This window comes from Cryobacterium sp., from assembly GCF_025463825.1.
GTDB lineage: Bacteria > Actinomycetota > Actinomycetes > Actinomycetales > Microbacteriaceae > Cryobacterium.
Map to the genome: position 1 here is coordinate 1 of NZ_JAODBG010000127.1, position 3,899 is coordinate 3,899.

Annotated in this window: 3 protein-coding genes and 1 pseudogene; all 4 read right to left on the reverse strand. The window is 69.0% G+C overall.

What is annotated here, in order from left to right; all coding sequences use genetic code 11:
• The coding region (locus JWP54_RS15785) for a DNA polymerase III subunit gamma and tau (RefSeq protein WP_297373859.1) at positions 1–1,202 on the reverse strand (1,202 nt) is incomplete at its 3' end.
• Positions 1,203–1,424: 222 nt separating this feature from the next.
• On the reverse strand, positions 1,425–1,607 hold the full coding sequence (locus tag JWP54_RS17810; RefSeq protein ID WP_367274235.1) for a hypothetical protein: 183 nt from the start codon (positions 1,605–1,607) through the stop codon (positions 1,425–1,427).
• 176 nt (positions 1,608–1,783) lie between these two features.
• Positions 1,784–2,340, reverse strand: a pseudogene (locus tag JWP54_RS15790) (alpha-L-arabinofuranosidase); the annotation flags it as partial.
• Between the two features lie 84 nt (positions 2,341–2,424).
• Positions 2,425–3,774: an ABC transporter substrate-binding protein gene (locus tag JWP54_RS15795; RefSeq protein ID WP_297373862.1), complete on the reverse strand. Its 1,350-nt coding sequence runs from the start codon at positions 3,772–3,774 to the stop codon at positions 2,425–2,427.
• Positions 3,775–3,899 lie beyond the last annotated feature (125 nt).

Sequence of the window (3,899 nt, forward strand, 5' to 3'; positions counted from 1 at the left end):
GACGCGCGGGTCTGGGCAGCGGCGGGCGGGCGGGCGGCCGAGGCCTCGGGGGGAGCCGGCGCCGGCGCATCCACCGGGCCGCCGTCGACACCGATGCGGCGTTCGAGGCGTTCGACGCGGGCGAGCGCGCCGCGGGTGCTGTCGTCGGTGGCGGGGACCAAGACGCGGGCGATCATCAGCTCGAGGTGCAGGCGCGGCGAGGTGGCGCCGGTCATCTCGGTCAGCGCGGCGTTGAGGATGTCGGCGGTGCGGCTCAGCTCGGCCGGGCCGAAGTTGGACGCCTGCACCTGCATCCGGTCGAGTTCGTCCTGTGGAACGCCGCGCAGCACGGCGGCGGCCCCGGCCGCGCTGGTGGCGGCCACGATGATGAGGTCGCGCATGCGCTCGAGCAGGTCTTCCACGAAACGGCGCGGGTCCTGGCCGGTCTGGATGACCCGGTCGACGGCGTCGAACGCGGCGGAGGAGTTGCGGGCGGCGATCGCGTCGACGGCGTCGTCGAGCAGGGTCGCGTGGGTGTACCCGAGCAAGGCCACGGCGCGTTCGTACTCGATGGCGTCGGTCTCGGAACCGGCCATCAGCTGGTCGAGCAGCGAGAGGGTGTCGCGGGGCGAGCCGCCGCCGGCGCGCACCACGAGCGGCAACACGCCGGGCGCCACGGTCATGTGCTCGCTGTCGCAGAGGGTCTGCACGTAATCGAGCATCGGCGCGGGCGGCACCAGGCGGAACGGGTAGTGGTGGGTGCGGGAGCGGATGGTGCCGATGACCTTCTCGGGCTCGGTGGTGGCGAAGATGAACTTCACGTGCTCCGGCGGCTCTTCGACGATCTTGAGCAGCGCGTTGAAGCCCTGCGGCGTCACCATGTGCGCCTCGTCGAGGATGAAGATCTTGTAGCGGTCGCGGGCCGGGGCGAAGATGGCGCGTTCGCGGATGTCGCGGGCGTCGTCGACACCGTTGTGGCTGGCCGCGTCGATCTCGACCACGTCGAGGGAGCCGCTGCCATCGCGGGAGAGCTCGACGCAGCTGGGGCAGACGCCGCACGGCGTGTCGGTGGGGCCCTCGGCACAGTTGAGGCAGCGGGCGAGGATGCGGGCGGAGGTGGTCTTTCCGCAGCCGCGGGGACCGCTGAAGAGGTAGGCGTGATTCACCCGGTTGGTGCGCAAAGCGGTCATCAGCGGATCGGTCACCTGGGACTGACCGATCATTTCGGCAAAAGTCTCTGGCCGGTAACGGCGATACAGGGCGGTAACCACGAGGTCAATCGTACTTGTTGCCACCGACACCGCGGTCGGTGCACGGGTGTGGGTGTGCGGGTCGCGGGTGGTCGTAAAGGCGGAGAATCCGGGGACACGCCGGGCAGGCGGGCTGCGGATGCGGCGTGTCGGGAAAACCTCCGCCTTTACGTGCGGCGGGCACGGGAGACTCGGCTAGAAGTCGGTGTGCCCCAAGTAGGGGCGGGGCACGAAGTGGGCCAGGGTCGTCTCGGTGCCGTGCAGGCACAGGATGACCAGCTCGTTCGTGGCGCCGAGCACCGGGCCGGGCACGTAGAGGGTGGTCTGCGGGCCACGGTCCCAGAACCGGCCCAGGTTGAAGCCGTTGATCCAGGCCAGGCCCTTGCCCCGCCGGCGGTGCTGAGGAACAGGTCGACGCCCGGCTCGGCGGCGAACCGGCCGCGCGCGAACGCGGGGCCCCTGAGAGACGCGGTCGGGGCATCCGCGGCCAGGGTCAAGCTCTCCGCGCCCGGGCCTGCGCCCGCGGTCGAGCCGGCACCGGCCACCTCAACCGCGTCGGCGGTCTTGTGGCCGATCTGCCACGGACCGTCCATTTCGTTGCCGAGGCACCAGACGCGGATGCCGAACGGCTCGGTGCGGCCGTTGGCCCGGCGCTGCTCGGCCAGGGCGGTGCCGGCCGGGTGGTTGGAGTATTCCAGCAGAGCGGCGGCCTCGGCGATGCCGCGGGTGCCGAGGTTCACGGCCTGCATGATCTCCACGCCGCACCGCTCCGCCCAGTCGGCGAATTCGTGCAGGCCCACCTCGTTGGTCTCCACGCTGTGCCAGGCCAGGTCGAGGCGCACTGGGCGCTCGGCCACGGGACCGACGCTGTCTTCCCAGCGGAAGCCGGAGACGAAGTTGCCGCCCGGATAGCGGATCAGGCTGGGGCCGAGTTCCCGTACCAGGTCGAGCACGTCTTGGCGGAAGCCATCCGCGTCGGCGGTGGGGTGGCCTGGCTCGTAGATGCCGGTGTAGACGGAGCGGCCCATGTGTTCGACGAACGAGCCGAACAGCCGGGGTGAGACGGGGCGACGACGTCGTCGCGGGTGATGCTGAGCCGGGCGTGCAACACGGGGGAATCCTCTTCACAGATAGGTACAGCAGGAGGGTGGGTCCGTTCGTTCAGACCCACCCTCCTCTGGTGGTGGTGCGGGTGTTACTTGGTGGTGACGGTGAAGCCCTGCTCGCTGCCGTAGTCGGCGGTGGCCTTCTGCCACGCGGTCAGGCCCTCGTTGATGTCGCCCTTGTTGGCGTAGGCCTGGCCGACGGTGTCGGAGAAGATGCTGTTCGAGTAGACCTGGAAGGGCAGGTAGCTCCAGCCGGGAACAACGTCCTTGGCGGACTGCACAAGCACCTCGTTGATCTTCTGGCCGCCGAAGTAGTCGCTCTCGTAGCCGAGGAACTCGTCGGACTCGAGGTCGGCGACGGTGGACGGGAAGCCACCGGCGTCGATCGAGATCTGGGTGCCTTCGCCCTCGTTCATGTACTGCAGGAACGCCGCCGCGACGAGCTTGTTCTTGCTCTGCTTGAGGATGGCGTCGCCGCCGCCGCCGTTCTCGGCGCTGGCGGTGTCGCCGGCCGTGTAGGTGGGCAGCGGGGCTACGCGCCAGTCACCGGCGGCTTCCGGCACGCCGGATTCCAGGTTGCCGGGCATCCAGGCGCCGATGTTGAGCGTGGCGATGGTGCCGTCGCCCAGGCCCTTGTACCACTCGTCGCTCCAGCTCGGCGTGGCCGCGAGCAGGTCGTTGTCGAGCAGCTGGTTCCAGGTGTCGGCGAACTTCTTCGACCCCTCGTCCTGCAGGTTGATGGCGACGTCGGTGGAATCCGTGGTGGTGTACGGCTGGCCGCCGGCCTGCCAGATCATGCTGGTGGCGAAGCCCGCGTCGCCGGTGTCGTTGGTGATGTAGGCATCCGGGTTGGCGGTGTGCAGCTTCTCGGCCGTGGCGATGTACTCGTCCCAGGTGGTGGGCACGGTGAGGCCGTACTGGTCGAAGACAGCCTTGTTGTAGAACATGGCCATGGGGCCGGAGTCCTGCGGGAGGGCGTAGATACCGTCGCCGATGTTGACGGAGCCCCAGGTGCTGTCGGTGTACTCGGATGCGTACTCGTCGAAGCCGAAGTCGGTGAGGTCGGCGAGGGAGTCGGAGAGCGCGAACTGCGGCAGGGCGTAGTACTCGATCTGGGCGATGTCGGGGGCGCCGGAGCCGGCCTTGATCGCGTTCTGCAGCTTGATGTACTGGTCATTGCCGGTTCCGGCGTTGACGACCTTGACGGTCACGTTCGGGTTTTCCTTCTCGAACGCCGTGGCGATGTCTTCCACCGCGGGGGCCCAGGCCCACACGGTGATGGTGGACTTCTCCTTGAGCGCTGCGGCGATGTCGTCGGCGTTGCCGGTCTCGGCCGAGCCGGCTCCGCCGCCGGAGCAAGCGGCGAGGGTCAGGCTGAGGGCCAGGCCGGTAGCCACGACGGCTGCCGTGCGGCGCAGGGTGCTGGGTGTTGCTTTCATGAGATGCCTTTCACTTCCTTGTAAACGGAGATGGTGCGTTACTGCGTGCGGGATGGTGCGGGTTGGTGCGGGGCAAGCCGGTGAAACGGGTAAGACGGTCGGGAAGGACTGGGGGCTACGCCTTG